The following is a 15,241-nucleotide window of genomic DNA, read 5'->3' on the forward strand; positions in this document are numbered from 1 at the left end:
CTTTTAGCCGCCCGCGAGGGCGGTTTTTTTTGCCTGAAAATTCTTTGGCAACCTGATGCTTGTGATGACTGTTCGATTGCCTTCGCGAGCAGGCTCGCTCCCACAGGGGAATGCGGTGCAAATGTGGGAGCGAGCCTGCTCGCGAAGGCGCCGCTCAGTCAGTGCAGAATTCGGCTGCCTCGCGCTCTGCTAGAATCGCCCCCATCAACAGCCTGAGACTCCCCCATGAGCGAGCCGATTCGTCTGACCCAATACAGCCACGGCGCCGGTTGCGGCTGCAAGATTTCCCCGCAGGTGCTGGAAGTGATTCTGGCCGGCAGCGGCGCGCAGAACCTCGACCCGAAACTGTGGGTCGGCAATGCCTCGCGCGATGACGCGGCGGTGTACGAGATCGATGCCGAACGCGGTGTGGTGTCGACCACGGACTTTTTCATGCCGATCGTCGACGACCCGTTCGACTTCGGCCGAATCGCCGCAACCAATGCGATCAGCGACATCTATGCGATGGGCGGCGATCCGCTGATGGCGATTGCGATTCTCGGCTGGCCGGTCAATGTGCTGGCGCCGGAAGTGGCGCGCGAAGTGATTCGCGGTGGCCGCGCGGTGTGTGACGCGGCGGGCATTGCGCTGGCGGGTGGGCATTCGATTGATGCGCCGGAGCCGATCTTCGGTCTCGCCGTCACCGGTCTGGTGGAAAAACGCCACATGAAACGCAACGACACCGCCACCGCCGGTTGCCTGCTGTACCTGACCAAACCGCTGGGCATCGGCATCCTCACCACCGCCGAGAAGAAGGGCAAATTGCGCGCCGCCGATGTTGGCGTGGCCCGCGACTGGATGTGCACCTTGAACAAACCCGGCAGCCGTTTCGGCAAACTCGCCGGCGTCACGGCGATGACCGACGTCACCGGTTTTGGTCTGCTCGGGCATCTGGTGGAAATGGCTGACGGCAGCCAACTCACCGCACGCATCGCTTATGACCGTGTGCCGCGTCTGGACAGCGTCGAGTATTACCTCGATCAGGGCTGCGTGCCCGGCGGTACGCTGCGCAATTTCGACAGCTATGCGAGCAAGGTCGGCCGCGTGCAGGAACTGCACAAACGCGTGCTCTGCGACCCGCAAACCAGCGGTGGCCTGCTGATCGCCGTTACCCCTGAAGGCGATGCCGAGTTCCTCGCCGTCGCCGCCGAACTGGGCCTGAACCTGGCGCCAATCGGCGAACTGGTTGAGCGACAGACGAACGCAGTCGAGGTGATTTGATGCTCCGCGACTGCACTGACTACCGAGACATTTTCCTCAACGATCGGCCGCTGATGGATGCCCGCGCGCCGGTCGAATTCTGCCACGGCGCGTTCCCCGGCGTGGTCAATCTGCCGCTGATGAACGACCGCGAGCGTGAACAGGTCGGCACCTGTTACAAACAACACGGGCAGCAAGCTGCGATTGCCTTGGGTGAGCGGCTGGTGTCTGCCGAGATCAGGGAACAGCGCATTCAAGGCTGGGTCGAGTTTGCCCGTAACAATCCCGATGGCTATCTGTATTGCTTTCGTGGCGGCCTGCGTTCACAGATTGTCCAGCAATGGATCCAGGACGAGGGCGGCATTGATTACCCGCGTGTCGGCGGTGGCTACAAGGCCATGCGCACGTTCCTTCTGGAGACGGTCGATCAGGCTGTGGCCGAATGCGATCTGGTCTTGCTCGGCGGCATGACTGGCACCGGTAAAACTGAAGTGTTGGTGCAGTTGAGCAATGGTCTGGATCTGGAAGGGCATGCCAACCATCGGGGTTCGAGTTTTGGCAAGCGTGCCACCGGGCAACCGAGCAACATTGATTTCGAAAACCGCCTGGCCGTCGATGTGCTGAAAAAACGCGCAGGCGGAATCAGCCAGTTTGTGTTGGAAGACGAGAGCCGGGTGGTCGGCAGTTGTGCCTTGCCGTTGCCGCTGTACCGCGGCATGCAAGCGTCGCCGCTGGTCTGGCTGGAGGACAGCCTCGACAATCGGGTTGAGCGAATCTTGCAGGATTACGTCATCGACCTGCACGCCGAGTTCGTCGCGGTGCATGGCGAGCACGGTTTTGCTCTGTACGCCGAGCGATTGATTTCCAGCCTCAACAATATTCAGCGTCGACTGGGTGGCGAGCGCTATCAACGCCTGTTTTTGCAGATGGAAGCGGCGTTGTCCGAACAGGCGCGCAGCGGTTCGGTCGAGTTGTTCCGTGAGTGGATTGGCGTATTGCTGCGCGATTATTACGACCCGATGTATGTATTTCAGCGCGAGAAGAAGGGCGGGCGGATCGAGTTTGCCGGGGAGCGTGGGGCGGTGCTGGAGTATCTGCGTGAGCGGGTGAATCAGAAGGTTTGAGGTTGTAGCGGCTGGCCTCTTCGCGAGCAAGCTCGCTCCCACAGGGATTTGTATTGCACGCAGATCCAATGTGGGAGCGAGCCTGCTCGCGAAGGGGCCGGGTCAAGCCATACAAAACTCAGGTCGGGCAGGTTTCCTTGCCATGATCCAGCCCCTGCTTGTAGCTGTGGCTCTGCAAACTGGCCTTGCCGTTGTGCCAGGTCAAAGTCAGCACATACAGCGAGTCAAAATCGTTGCCCGCCCAGTCATCAGTGATGTTCTGCTTCTCGCCGACTGCTTTGCCCGCCACCTTGTTGATCAGCTCCGGCAGATAGCCGTGGGACCAGGCGGTGTAGATCGTCGAGTTGTGATACTTGTCTTCCAGCAGTTCGCGGGCCAGATCGCTGGTGTCGTTGGCCGAGAACTCGATGTTCACCGGAAGGCCGAGCTTGATCGCCGCCGGGCTGATGGTCATCAGTGGGCGAATGTAGCTGTAGGAATTGTCCAGCTCACCTTCCTCGACATTGCGCGTCGGGTTGGCGGCGAACACGTAATCGGCCTTGCCGAATTTTTCCGGCAACAGCGTCGACAGGTCGATCGCGCGGTTCAGGCCCTGGCAATTGAGCTGGCCGAGACCGCCTTCGGGTTTCTCGGCATGGCGCAGGAACACCAGCGTCTGGGTGCCGTCCACCGGTTGTGCGCGACTTTCGCTGGACTCCAGCGACAGGAACAGCGCACTGACGGCCAGCAGGGAAGGCAGGGCCACATACGCGCGATGTTTGAAACGTTTGGCGAAACGCATAAGGTTCGTCATGAAATAAAAGGTTCTTCAGCAAATTCAGTTAAGGCTGACAAACCTTTACACCGCGGGCTCCCAGCACCGGGTGTTTTCCCTGTCGTGAACGGCTTCCTCTGCAACAAAGGCATAGCTCAGAGTCCCCTGAGGGCCGTTTGGTTCGATCGTACGAGTGCGCGGCACTCTAACGGCAACGTTCAGCGGCCTGGGGGCAGGTTAGCGACAGGATGTTGCGGATTTAAGTAGATGCAACGGTGCCGGGAAAAAGAACCCGCGCTAGAGCGGGTAATCCTGGATTATGCTCAGGACTTTAATTTGTGACTGGATGCTTCCCATGACCGATCTGTCCGCGTTCCCGATCACCCAGAAATGGCCGGCGCAGTACCCTGACTGGATTCAGCTCTATTCCTTGCCGACGCCCAACGGCGTCAAAGTCTCGATCATGCTTGAAGAAATCGGCCTGCCGTACGAGCCGCACAAGGTCGCTTTCGACAGCAATGATCAGTTGTCGTCGGAGTTCCTTTCGCTGAACCCGAACAACAAGATCCCGGCGATCCTCGATCCTCACGGCCCCGAAGATCAGCCGCTGCCGTTGTTCGAATCCGGTGCAATTCTGATTTATCTGGCCGACAAGAGCGGTCAGTTGCTCGCGCAGGAAGGCGCGCTGCGTTACGAAACCATTCAGTGGCTGATGTTCCAGATGGGCGGCATCGGCCCGATGTTCGGCCAGCTCGGTTTCTTCAACAAATTCGCTGGCAAGGATTACGAGGACAAGCGTCCGCGTGATCGTTATGTCGATGAAAGCAAACGCCTGCTCAAAGTGCTCGACGGTCGGCTCAAGGGCCGTGACTGGATCATGGGCGAGCGCTACACCATTGCCGATATCGCCACGTTTCCGTGGGTGCGTAACCTGATCGGGTTTTATGAAGCGGGTGATCTGGTCGGCATTCAGAATTTCCCGAATGTCACCCGTGTGCTTGAGCGTTTTCTCGCACGTCCGGCGGTCATTCGCGGCCTGACCATCCCCTCGTAATCTAAGGGCTGTACACATAACCCTGTGGGAGCGAGCTTGCTCGCGAAGGCGTCGCGTCAGCCAGCATTTCTAATGCTGATACACCGTCTTCGCGAGCAAGCTCGCTCCCACAGGGGATTTGTTGTGTCACAGGGATTATTACACCCCCGGTAATGCACTCTTGATTGATCCAGGTTTGTACCCCACCCCCCGCAACGCATAAGCTTCGCCCCCTACGACTTTCGTCTCATCTGCCGTTTTCAGGAAAGGCCCCCATGTCCAGTCAGTTCCCCGAAGCACGTCCCCGCCGTCTGCGCCGCAATGCGAGCCTGCGCAGCCTGTTCCAGGAAACCGAGTTCAGCCTGAATGATCTGGTACTGCCGATTTTTGTTGAAGAAGAAATCGACGACTTCGTGCCGATCAACAGCATGCCCGGGGTGATGCGTATTCCCGAGCGCAAACTGGCCAGCGAAATCGAGCGTTATGCCCGTGCCGGCGTCAAGTCGGTGATGACTTTCGGCGTGTCGCATCATCTGGACAGCACCGGCAGCGACACCTGGCGCGAAGACGGTCTGGTCTCGCGCATGTCGCGCATTGCCAAAGATGCCGTGCCGGACATGATCGTGATGTCCGACACCTGCTTCTGCGAATACACCGATCACGGCCACTGCGGCGTGATGCACAACCATGAAGTCGACAACGACCAGACCCTGATCAACCTCGGCAAACAGGCTGTCGCCGCGGCCCACGCCGGTGCCGACGTGATCGCGCCATCGGCAGCGATGGACGGTCAGGTGCGGGCGATTCGCCAGGCGCTGGACGCAGCCGGGTTCACGCAGATCCCGATCATGGCTTACTCGACCAAGTTTGCTTCGGCGCTCTACGGCCCGTTCCGTGAGGCCGGTGGCAGCGCACTGAAAGGCGACCGCAAAAGCTATCAGATGAACCCGATGAACCGCCGCGAAGCCCTGCGTGAATCGCTGCTCGACGAGCAGGAAGGCGCCGATGCGCTGATGGTCAAACCGGCCGGTGCGTACCTCGACATCATCCGCGATATCCGTGAAGCCTCGAACCTGCCGCTGGCGGCGTATCAGGTCAGTGGCGAGTACGCGATGATCAAGTTCGGCGCACAGGCCGGGGCGATCGATGAGGATCGTGTGGTACGTGAAAGCCTGGGCGCGATCAAGCGTGCGGGTGCGGACCTGATCTTCACCTACTTTGCGATGGATCTGGCGCTGGCCGGGATCTGACGCCCCACGCATTACCCCTGTGGGAGCGAGCCTGCTCGCGAAAGCGGTCTATCAGTTGACATGAATGTTGACTGACACGACGCTTTCGCGAGCAGGCTCGCTCCCACATTTGATTTGTGGTGTGTCAGGGGCAGTTGAAGTAGGGGCGGATGCCGTGATCGCGGAAGTAGCGTTCAATGACCTTCGGATCCGCGCTGTTCTCGGCAATCGCCACATAGGTATCCGGGCGCAGCAGATAAAAGCCGTTACGCCCCAACCCCGCCGTTTCAAACGCCGGACGCCAGTCGAACACATGCAGTGGCAGGTGATGCTCATGGCACCAGGCAATCATTTCATCGCTGGTGTCGCCGTACACATGCACCTGCCAGCACGGCTGCCTGAGCGGTTCGTAATTATCCCCCTCGCCATCATGCGCCCACGGCAAGCGGTCACCGCCGTGGACGTGGCCGGCTGCGCCCTGGCTCAGCGGCATGCCGCGATAGTTGAGGGTGACTTGCGACACGGTGCGAAAGAGGAACTCGCGACTGGCCTCGAATGAAGCCACTTTCGGGATCAGAAACGGCGCCACGCGCATGCGCAGCAGATCAGCCATCCGCCCTTCGGCGGTGACAAAACTGAAGACCTTGTCAGTGGTCGACACCAGCCGGCGGGCGAAGGCAATGCGTTCGGTTTCGTAGCTGTCGAGCAGGCCAGGCTCAGCGGCGCCGCTGAGCACGGCGGCGAGTTTCCACGCCAGATTGATCGCGTCGCCAATCCCGGTGTTCATGCCCTGACCACCCGCCGGGCTGTGCACATGCGCGGCATCGCCCAGCAGAAACGCGCGGCCACTGCGAAAGTGCTCAGCGACGCGATGATGCACGCGGTAGGTCGAGAACCAGTGCACGTCTTCGATGTGCACTTTCAGGTGTTCGATGGCACGGCTGCTGACATCGGAAAACTGCAGGGTTTCGGCGCGGTCCGCGCGTTCGTCACGCACGGTGCCGATCAGACGGGCGCGGCCTTCGCCAGCCAGTGGAAACACGGCGAGGAAGTCCGCTTCATCCAGATCCAGATGCAGCTCACCGTTCATTGCCGGGCCGCTGGCCTTGACGTCGGCGACGTAGAAAATCTGCTGATAGGTGCCACCGGGAAACCCGGCGTCGAGGTTTTTACGCACCGCTGATCGGGCACCGTCGCAGCCCGCCAGATAACAGGCCTGGCAGATTTCCTGCTCGCCATCGGGCAGGCGCAGATGCGCGGTGAGGCCATCGCCGCTTTCTTCGAAGCTTTCCAGCGTGGTGTCGCGTTCGACCGTGACGCCATAGTCTTCGAGGCGTTCGATCAACAGCCGTTCGTGCTCGTCCTGCGGGAAGATTTCGACGAACGCGTAGGGCGTCAGGCCTTCGCCGATGCGGTTCAGCGGCAGTTGCGCGACCGGTTTGCCGTTGACCCAGAAATTCGCCGCCGCCACCCGATGGCCGTTGCGCACCACGGTGTCGGCGAGGTCCAGTTGCCGGTACAACTCGAGGGTGCGCGCCTGCACGGCCAGCGCTCGCGAAGTGGTGCCGGGCGCGGAGGTCTTGTCGATGATGCGCACGCGCACGCCGAGTTTGCTCAGCCACAGGGCCAGCACCAGACCGGTGGGGCCGGCGCCGATGATCAGGACGTCGCTGCGGTTCATGGGCCTGTCCTCCGTTTGCTGTGCAGCAAGTATGGATCAGAAGGAGAGGGTGGCCAGTTGATCGGCCAGACGGAAAAAGGCCTCGTAGTGGTGAGGCTGCGGGGCCTTTTTCGGGTGTTCGGCGGGAGGGCTGTTGTGCTGCGTAGATCCGGGCCCCTCACCCCAGCCCTCTCCCGAGGGAGAGGGAGCCGATTTGTGTATTTTTTAAGACTTGAGTTCGACTCGATATTTCAGGTCGGTGTAACTTGCAAGAACATCACGGTCAGTCCCCTCTCCCTCCGGGAGAGGGCTAGGGTGAGGGGCTTTTGAGGGTGAGGGCTTCTCAGCCTTAGAAATCGATAGTGCCGGACAACTTGGCAACCCGCGGTTCACCCTGGGTCAGATAACCGCCCTGAGCCGATTCCCAGTACTTCTTGTTCGCCAGGTTCTCCACACCCAGACGCACGGTCACGTCCTTCTCCGAGACCTTGAACGCATAACGCGCACCGGCATCGAAACGATTCCAGGTCGGCAAACTCAGGTTGTTCGCCGCGTCGGCATATTGACCGCCGGTGCGCAGCATCCGCGCATTCAGCGCGACACCCTGCAGGCCCGGTACATCCCAGTCAGCGCCAGCGTTGAACTGGAAGGTCGGTACACCAATCGCGTGGTTGCCGTCGTTGGCGCCGTTGAGGGTGTTCTTCAGTTCGGTGTCCATCAGGGTCAGACCGCTGATCAGACGCAGGCCCTGGATCGGCTCGCCAAACACGTTCATTTCCACGCCTTTGTTGATCTGCTCGCCTTCACGTACGTAAGTGCAGGTGGTGGCGCTGTTGATTTCGCAGTAGCCGTCGCTCGGTTGCTCGATGCGATAGACACCCAGGCTGGCGCCGTAAGTGCCCATGTCGACTTTCACCCCGACTTCGGTCTGCTTGGAGCGTTTCGGCGCGTAGACTTCGTTGCCGTTGGTCACACGGAAACCGCCGGAACTGGTCGGCGAGGTCGGACCCTGCGCCAGGCCTTCGATGTGGTTGGCGTAGAACGACACGTGTTCCCACGGCTTGAACACCACGCCGTAGACCGGCGTGGTGATCGATTCGTCGTAGCTCGACTTGCGATCGCCACTGCCCCAACTGGCGTAGTTGTAGCCTTGTACCACCAGTTGCTGACGACGCAGGCCGGCGGTGATCAGCAGGCGATCATCGAAGAAACCGAGGGTGTCGGAGAGTGCGACACTGCGGTTGAAGGTCTTGCCGACGATGCCGGGATCATTCAAGTCGCCACCGGAAAAGTTACCGACCGGCGACGGTGTCTGCACCGGGTGATAGATGTTGTTGGCGTACTTGGTCAGGTCGAAATCATAGGCGCTGCGCTGCTCGGCCCAGATGCCGGTCAGGCCGAAATTGAGCTTGTGGCTGACCGCGCCAGTGTTGAATTTACCGTTGAGGCCGGCCATCACGCTGGTGTTGTCTTCATCGTGCGGAATGAACGAGCCGGTGGTGAAGGACGCGCCGTTGTTGCCGACCAGCGTGGTCGAGTTGTAGCGCCCGACTTCGCGGGTGTGCTTGGCGCCGGCGGCCGCGTAGGCGGTCCAGTTGTCGTTCAGATCGTACTCGGCGCGGAGCATGCCGAGGGTGTCTTCGATGTCGGTGTAGCCCCACTTCGGCGCGTAGTTGGTGTCGGCCGATGGCGCGTCCGGAATGTGCGTGGCCGTGCCGAGGTTGACCGAGTTGCGGCCACCGTTGACGCGTTCTTTCTGGTAGGCGAAGTCGCCGGAGAGGCGCAGGGCGTCGCCGCGATAATCGAGGCCGATGGCGAACAGTTTCGAGCGCTGGTTTTCGTGATCGATACCGGTGTCGCCTTCGCGCTGCGACAGGTTGACCCGTGCGCCGAAGCGGTTGTCTTCACCGAAACGCTGGCCGATGTCGAAGTGCTGACCGATGCGGCCTTCGCTGTTGATGTCGGTGGTGTAACGGCGCAGCGGCACATCACCGGCGCGCTTCGGTTGCAGGTTGACGCCACCGCCGATGCCGGAACCGGTTGGGGTCACGCCGTTGATAAAGGCGTTCGGGCCTTTGAACACTTCCACACGCTCCAGCGCATCGGTGGAAATGATCTGCCGTGGCAGCACGCCGTACAGGCCGTTATAGGAAATGTCATCGCCGTTCAGCGGCAGGCCGCGGATCATGAAGACCTGCGCCTGGTTGGAGAAACCGGAGGCCTGACGCACCGACGAATCGTTGAGCAGCACATCGGCGACGTTTTCAGCCTGCTGATCCTGTATCAGTTGTTCGGTGTAGGAGGCGGCGCTGAACGGCACATCCATCATGTCCTGATTGCCGAGCACGCCGAGCTGACCACCACGGGCTACTTGTCCGCCGGAGTAGACCGGCGGCAGGGCACCGGGGTTCGGCGCCTGGGCGTTGACGTTGACGTCGTCGAGCACCAGCGCTTTGGTATCGCCTTCGGCGGCGTAAGCGGTGACAGTCAGGGAGCACAGCAGGGCGAGAAGCGTCGGGCGAAACGGGACGGCGAGTCGAGCTGAAGCGGGCATGTATGTACCTGGAGGCGCACGGCCGGTGAGAAAAATAAGGGCGGCGCGGGAACTCCTTGCGCAAATGCGACTCCAGGTGCAAATGATAGGTTTTCTCAGTAACGTTTTGCAATCAGTTTGTCATCAGCCTTGGAAAGCTCTGTTCCGGGCTATCTGATTGCACTGGACTCTGCGGGGAAGGAGTGCGCAGGCCGGGGAACGTGGCAGCGGCCTCGCAGTCCTAGCCTGCGCCCTACCATTGATCGTATGGTGAACCCGGCACAACGGACTGAATGAGGCTTCATGCACAACTTTCGATTACCGATCACGCTCGCCGCACTGCTGGTGCTCGCCGGTTGCGCAGGGCAGCGCGGCCAGGAACCGGTGCCGCGTGCGCCCGCTGAAGTGAAGGCCGAGATCGTACGGCTGATGCCGGCCAAGACCGCTGATCGGCAAGGTTGGGCCACTGATATTTACGCGGCATTTGCCGCGCAGAACATCAGCCCGACTACACAAAACCTCTGTTCGGTGCTGGCCGTGGCCGAACAGGAATCCACCTTTCAAGCCGATCCCACCGTACCCGGCCTGGGCAAAATCGCCCGCGACGAAATCGACCGTCGCGCCGCTAAAGTGCACATCCCCAGCCTGTTGGTCAGCGGTGCATTGCAAGTGCGTTCAACCAACGGCAAAACCTACAGCGAACGCCTGAATGCGGCGCGCAGTGAAAAAGAACTCAGCGCGATCTTCGACGACTTCATCGGTCGGGTGCCGATGGGCCGCACGCTGTTCGGCGGCTTCAACCCGGTGCACACCGGCGGGCCGATGCAAGTCAGCATCGAATTTGCCGAGCAGCACGCCAAGGATTATCCGTATCCGGTGGACGGCACGATCCGCCGCGAAGTGTTCAGCCGCCGTGGCGGCATGTATTTCGGCATCGCGCACTTGCTCGGTTATCCGGTGAGTTATCGCGAGCCGTTGTATCGCTTCGCCGACTTCAACGCCGGTTGGTACGCCAGTCGCAATGCGGCGTTTCAAAACGCGGTGAGCCGCGCCTCGGGCATTCCACTGGCGCTCGATGGCGACCTGATCCGCTACGACTCGATCATGCCCGGCGGCACGGAGCTGGCGGTGCGCACCCTCGGTAAATCGCTGGGCATGCACAACCCGACCATTCGCGATCAATTGGAGAAGGGTAAAACCCTGGAATTCGAAGAGACCAGACTCTATCAGCGGGTATTCGAACTGGCGGAGCAAGCGGAGGGGAAAAAGCTGCCGCGTGCGGTGCTGCCGGGCATCGTGCTGCAGAGCCCGAAGATCACCCGCAAACTGACGACGGCGTGGTTTGCCAAACGTGTTGACGAGCGCTACAAGCGCTGCATGGCCAAGGCCGGATAGAACACACAGGCATAAAAAACCCGGCCAGGGGAGCCGGGTTTCTCTGGGGTGTTGCGCTTGCAGACAGGCATCAGGCAACGCGGCGTTCAATCAGACGATCCGAACCACCTTCAGCAACGCGGCGTTCCAGCAGACGATCCGAACCACCTTCAGCAACGCGGCGTTCCAGCAGACGATCCGAACCACCTTCGGCAACGCGGCGTTCCAGCAGACGATCCGAGCCACCTTCGGCGACGCGGCGTTCCAGCAGACGATCCGAGCCGCCTTCAGCGACGCGGCGTTCGAGCAGGCGATCAGAGCCACCTTCAGCCACACGGCTTTCGATCAATTTATCCGAGCCGCCTTCAGCGATCATGGTGTGGGCCGGGGTGGCGGCGAAAGCGTTGATAGCGAAGACCGAGAAAGCGATGCCGAGAAGGGTTTGGCGTTTCATGATGGTGTGCTCCGGGGTGTTGTTGGTTGGTATGGAGCCGATGTTACGCCGGGGATTTTTTATGAGAACTTCATTGCCGTGATGGTGAACATCGACGCCGATGATGGTTGCCAAGACCCGCAGAGCAGAGCCTTACAACACCTTCACCGCGCGCCCGATCGCCTGAATCGGCCCGGTCGGTTTGCCGATTGGCGAGCCATTGGCGCCCTCAAGGGTCAGCTCGAACAGTTGATTAGGTTGCAGCGGCGGCAACTTGTCCAGCGGCACCGACAACGCCTGCCCAGGCTTGACCAACCCTAGCGAAACCGGCCCTTGCCAGCCATCGGCCTTGGTCCAGAATTCCAGCGCCTTGTCCGCCGGCACCTCAACCACACCAAGCGGAATCAGCTGAATTTCCCGCGAGTTGCTCGCTTGAATCACCCAGCCTGGGGCCTTGTCCTGCGGCGCGACCAGCACCACCAGAAAGCTTGGTTTTGGCGTGGTCTGGGTTAGCAGGATCGAGCCAAAAATCAACGTGGCGGCCAATCCGGCCGCGCTCAAACCGCGCCAAAGTGGCAGCAGATTCCACCATGAAGTCGGCTGCGCTTTTGCCGTGAGTCGGTCGAGGCTGCGTTCGATGCGCGGCCACAACAGCGCAGACGGTTGCTGCGAGGGGGCAAGATCAGTCAACTCCAGCAGGCGCCGCTCCCAGGCATCCACTGCTGCACGCAATTCAGGATCATTCGGCAAGCGTCGTTGCACCTCGATCCGCTGTTCAAAAGAAAGCGTGCCGAGCACATATTCGCCGGCCAGTTCATCGCGGTCTTGCGCTGATTCGCTGGTCATCCCATGCACTCCCGCAATGCGTTGAGGCTGCGCTTGATCCACGCTTTGACGGTGCCCAGCGGCGTGTCGAGGCGCGCGGCAATCTGCGCGTGGCTGTAGCCGTCGACATAGGCATGCAGGATGCAACTGCGCCGTTGTGGCTCCAGTTGCTCAAGGCAACGGTGGATGCGCGCCGAATGCGCGTGGGCGCCGAAGCCGTCATCGTCCACAGCCACGTCGTGGGTCTCACTGAACGGCGTCTCCCGCCCGTGATCACGCAGCAGATTCAGCGCCAGATGCCGGGTCACGCTGAACATCCAGCCCCGCGCCGAACCACGCGCCGGATCAAACCCCGCCGCGCCGTTCCAGATCTTGATGAAGGCCTCGTGAACGATGTCCTCCGCCAGCGCCGTGTCACGCACCAGCCGCTTGGCCACGCCGAGCAGGCGCGGGCCTTCCTGCACATACAAATCGCGCAGGGCCGAGCGCTCGCCACGGGCACAGGCAGCGAGGCGGGCTTCGTAATCAAACGCGGATTCGGCTAAAGGCATGGCGTGCAATCTAGCTCACATTCCTCAAACATCCAGAACACATTGTCCACTGTGGGAGCGAGCTTGCTCGCGAAGGCGGCCGGTCGGAGAAGACTGTGTTGACTGACACTCCGCCTTCGCGAGCAAGCTCGCTCCCACAGGGTTTATCAGTGGTGCCAGGAATCAGTTCGCCGCCCAGAAGATGTAATCGGCCTGGTACTTCACCACTTCCTGCTTGCCCTTGTTCGCCGCCGTGCACTCGCTGCCCGGCGCCACGCCGCCCTTGAGCGCGACACGCTGGATATAGCTGACGCCACTCATCGCGCCTTTGCCCTCGACGGGATTGGCCTTGACCAGTTGATAGGGCAGATTGCCCGGACTCGACGGGGCCACGGCCAATTGCGTGCCAGTGACTTTCGAACCGTCCTTGGCTTGCCAGGTAGCGGGCGGGCCGAAGTAGGTGCCAACCTGCTTGCCGCTGCGATCATTGAGCACCGCTTTCGGGCCGACGAAGGTCCACTCGGTCTGCCCGGCCGCGTTCGGCTTGTCACGGCACTCGTAGGTGATCTCGCCGACGCCGGTGGTTTCCATCGCGATCTTGTGGCCGTCCGGCACTTTGATCGCGTCGGGGTAACTGCTTTGGGCGAAGGTCGTGGCGCTGACGGCGAGCAAACCGCTGAGGCAGATCAGTTGGGTGATGTTCATCAGTGTTATCTCCGAAAAGGGTAGACCGCTGACAGCCGAAGAGGGCTGTTACAGGGACTACCCGTGACGGAGGCGTTTGGATGCAGTGCCTGAAAATATTTTTCAATCTCTGCTAATCAAAACTGTGGGAGCGAGCTTGCTCGCGAATGCGTAGTGTCAGTCGACTCATTTATTTCTGAACCACCGCCTTCGCGAGCAAGCTCGCTCCCACAGGGGGCTTCAGCGGACTTGAGGCCGGAAGCTTTCAGCAGTTCCTGGGTATAGGGATGCTGCGGCGCGGCGAAAATCTCGCGCGACGAACCCTGCTCAACCACCTTGCCATCCTTGATCACCATCAAGTCATGCGCCAACGCATGCACCACCGCCAGATCATGGCTGATAAACAGGTACGTCAGCCCATGCCTGATCTGCAATTGCCGCAACAACTCCACCACCTGTTTCTGCACCGTACGGTCCAGCGCCGACGTCGGCTCATCCAGCAGAATCAGCGCCGGTTCCAACACCAGTGCACGAGCGATGGAGATGCGCTGGCGCTGCCCACCGGAAAACTCGTGGGGATAACGATGCCGGCTCTGCGGGTCGAGGCCGACTTCCTCCAATACGCGATTCACCGCCGCCTCACGCTCGGCTTCAGTGCCGATGCCATGGGTCAGCAACCCCTCGGCAATGATCTGCTGCACCGACATCCGAGGGCTGAGGCTGCCGAACGGATCCTGAAACACCACTTGAATCTGCCGGCGCAACGGCCGCATCAAGCGCTGATTGAGCAGGCTCAGTTGCTTGTTGCCGAAACGGATATTGCCTTCGGATTCGACCAGTCGCAGGATCGCCTGACCCAGCGTCGACTTGCCCGAACCCGACTCGCCGACAATCCCCAGCGTCTTGCCCCGTTGCAAGGTGAAACTCACGCCGTCCACCGCTTTGATGTAATCCTGCTGGCGGCTGAACAACGCCTTGGGCAAAGGAAACCACACTTTCAAATCATCGACTTCAAGCAGGTTGTGATCGTACACACTCGGCACCGGCGCCCCGCTGGGTTCCGCCTCGATCAACAAACGGCTGTAAGGATGCTGCGGCGCCCGAAACAGCGCTTCGCAATCGGCCTGCTCGACGATCTCGCCATGACGCATCACGCACACGCGTTGCGCGATGCGCCGCACCAGATTGAGGTCATGGCTGATCAGCAACAGCGACATGCCAAGGCGTTGCTGCAACTCGATCAGCAACTCGAGAATCTTCTGCTGCACCGTGACATCCAGCGCCGTGGTCGGCTCATCGGCGATCAACAGTTCCGGCTCGTTGGCCAGCGCCATGGCAATCATCACCCGTTGCCGCTGACCGCCGGAGAGCTGATGCGGATAGGCTTTCAAACGCTGCAAAGGCTGGCGAATGCCGACCAGCTCCAGCAGCTCCAACGTGCGTTCACGGGCAGCGCGGCCCTTGAGACCTTTGTGAATCTCCAGCACTTCGCTGACCTGCTTTTCCACCGTGTGCAGCGGGTTCAGCGACGTCATCGGCTCCTGGAAAATCATCGCTATGCGATTGCCGCGCAAACCGCGCATCTGCTGCTCGCTGGCGTGCAGTAAATCCACGCCGTTGTAGCGGATCGCGCCGCTGCTGCTGACGTTCTTGCCCGGCAGCAAACGCAGGATTGAATGCGCCGTAACCGATTTGCCCGAGCCGGATTCACCGACCAGCGCCAGGCATTCGCCACGACGAATATCGAGGTTCAACCCGTGCACCACTGCTTGCCCGGCGAAGGCGACGCGCAGGTCGCGGATTTCGATCAAATTGTCTTTCAT

At 60.8% G+C, this 15,241-nt stretch carries 13 protein-coding genes; 5 read left to right on the forward strand and 8 right to left on the reverse strand.

What is annotated here, in order from left to right; translation table 11 throughout:
- Positions 1 to 225 precede the first annotated feature (225 nt).
- Positions 226 to 1,260 (forward strand): selenide, water dikinase SelD, encoded by a 1,035-nt coding sequence (selD, locus tag A8O26_RS08785; RefSeq protein WP_064117659.1) that lies wholly within the window; start codon positions 226 to 228, stop codon positions 1,258 to 1,260.
- Positions 1,260 to 2,363, forward strand: coding sequence for a tRNA 2-selenouridine(34) synthase MnmH (gene mnmH, locus A8O26_RS08790; protein WP_064117660.1), 1,104 nt, complete (start codon positions 1,260 to 1,262; stop codon positions 2,361 to 2,363). The genes selD and mnmH overlap by 1 nt, the downstream gene beginning before the upstream one ends.
- Positions 2,364 to 2,481: 118 nt before the next feature.
- Here the strand turns inward: mnmH and A8O26_RS08795 are convergent, their stop codons facing one another.
- A complete protein-coding gene (locus A8O26_RS08795; RefSeq protein ID WP_064117661.1) occupies positions 2,482 to 3,156 on the reverse strand; it encodes a hypothetical protein in 675 nt (224 codons plus the stop codon).
- Between the two features lie 316 nt (positions 3,157 to 3,472).
- On the opposite strand from A8O26_RS08795, the gene A8O26_RS08800 reads away from it, so the two are divergent.
- Both A8O26_RS08800 and hemB read left to right on the forward strand, forming a co-directional pair.
- Positions 3,473 to 4,171 (forward strand): glutathione binding-like protein, encoded by a 699-nt coding sequence (locus A8O26_RS08800; RefSeq protein WP_064117662.1) that lies wholly within the window; start codon positions 3,473 to 3,475, stop codon positions 4,169 to 4,171.
- A 254-nt stretch (positions 4,172 to 4,425) separates the two neighbouring features.
- Positions 4,426 to 5,400 carry a porphobilinogen synthase gene (gene hemB, locus A8O26_RS08805; RefSeq protein WP_064117663.1) on the forward strand — a complete coding sequence of 325 codons (975 nt, stop codon included), beginning with the start codon at positions 4,426 to 4,428 and terminating at the stop codon, positions 5,398 to 5,400.
- Between the two features lie 124 nt (positions 5,401 to 5,524).
- On the opposite strand, the gene A8O26_RS08810 is transcribed toward hemB, so the two are convergent.
- Both A8O26_RS08810 and A8O26_RS08820 read right to left on the reverse strand, forming a co-directional pair.
- On the reverse strand, positions 5,525 to 7,060 hold the full coding sequence (locus tag A8O26_RS08810) for an FAD-dependent oxidoreductase (protein WP_064117664.1): 1,536 nt from the start codon (positions 7,058 to 7,060) through the stop codon (positions 5,525 to 5,527).
- A gap of 328 nt (positions 7,061 to 7,388) precedes the next feature.
- Complete coding sequence (locus A8O26_RS08820) at positions 7,389 to 9,593, reverse strand: TonB-dependent receptor (RefSeq protein ID WP_064117666.1); 2,205 nt, start codon at positions 9,591 to 9,593, stop codon at positions 7,389 to 7,391.
- 282 nt (positions 9,594 to 9,875) lie between these two features.
- Here A8O26_RS08820 and A8O26_RS08825 point away from each other — a divergent pair, with 282 nt between their 5' ends.
- A complete protein-coding gene (locus A8O26_RS08825; protein ID WP_064117667.1) occupies positions 9,876 to 10,967 on the forward strand; it encodes a DUF1615 domain-containing protein in 1,092 nt (363 codons plus the stop codon).
- 70 nt (positions 10,968 to 11,037) lie between these two features.
- On the opposite strand, the gene A8O26_RS08830 is transcribed toward A8O26_RS08825, so the two are convergent.
- The 5 genes from A8O26_RS08830 to A8O26_RS08850 all read right to left on the reverse strand — a co-directional run bounded on the left by A8O26_RS08830 (position 11,038) and on the right by A8O26_RS08850 (position 15,241).
- A complete protein-coding gene (locus tag A8O26_RS08830; protein ID WP_064117668.1) occupies positions 11,038 to 11,400 on the reverse strand; it encodes a hypothetical protein in 363 nt (120 codons plus the stop codon).
- Between the two features lie 132 nt (positions 11,401 to 11,532).
- Entirely contained in the window at positions 11,533 to 12,225 is a 693-nt protein-coding gene (locus tag A8O26_RS08835; RefSeq protein WP_064117669.1) for an anti-sigma factor, read from the reverse strand.
- Complete coding sequence (locus A8O26_RS08840; protein WP_064117670.1) at positions 12,222 to 12,755, reverse strand: sigma-70 family RNA polymerase sigma factor; 534 nt, start codon at positions 12,753 to 12,755, stop codon at positions 12,222 to 12,224. The genes A8O26_RS08835 and A8O26_RS08840 overlap by 4 nt, the downstream gene beginning before the upstream one ends.
- A 162-nt stretch (positions 12,756 to 12,917) precedes the next feature.
- Complete coding sequence (locus A8O26_RS08845) at positions 12,918 to 13,439, reverse strand: DUF3455 domain-containing protein (RefSeq protein WP_064117671.1); 522 nt, start codon at positions 13,437 to 13,439, stop codon at positions 12,918 to 12,920.
- Positions 13,440 to 13,555: 116 nt separating this feature from the next.
- A complete protein-coding gene (locus A8O26_RS08850; RefSeq protein WP_253756777.1) occupies positions 13,556 to 15,241 on the reverse strand; it encodes an ABC transporter ATP-binding protein in 1,686 nt (561 codons plus the stop codon).

The sequence above is a fragment of the Pseudomonas fluorescens genome (assembly GCF_001648775.1).
In the GTDB taxonomy this organism is placed as follows: domain Bacteria; phylum Pseudomonadota; class Gammaproteobacteria; order Pseudomonadales; family Pseudomonadaceae; genus Aquipseudomonas; species Aquipseudomonas fluorescens_M.